This window comes from Gluconobacter sp. GP1 (assembly GCF_032913585.1).
Lineage (GTDB): Bacteria > Pseudomonadota > Alphaproteobacteria > Acetobacterales > Acetobacteraceae > Gluconobacter > Gluconobacter cerinus.
This window is the reverse complement of the sequence record NZ_JASGXC010000069.1, coordinates 1-333: the sequence shown is the minus strand read 5'-3', so window position 1 is coordinate 333 and position 333 is coordinate 1. Positions and strand designations below refer to the sequence as shown.

Sequence of the window (333 nt, the reverse complement as noted above, 5' to 3'; positions counted from 1 at the left end):
ACCTGTGCGGAGGAGTTCGCACCAATGGCTGCCACACTCCCGTTCGCGCCGTTGAACGTATTGTTCTGCCCGGAAATAAAGGTGGTAGAATTTCCGCTTGCGTTGATTGTGTTGTTGCTACCGTGGGCTGTGAAGGACTGGTTCTGCCCTGGTTCGGCCGTATTGCCGCCCATGAGGACTTTGGTCCCATTTCCGGAAATGGAATCGTTTGTGCCCCAGACATAGGTGGTATCACCTGCCTGAGACAGGCTGGCCCCAGCATTGTCAGCCAGAAGGTGGACGGTTTGGCCCGCGCCATTGACCTGTGCGGAGGAGTTCGCACCAATGGCTGCC

General features: G+C 57.4%; 1 pseudogene. It reads right to left on the bottom strand.

Features of this window, described 5'->3' with window-relative positions:
- Positions 1-333 (bottom strand): annotated as a pseudogene (locus R5H23_RS16965) (hypothetical protein); the annotation flags it as partial.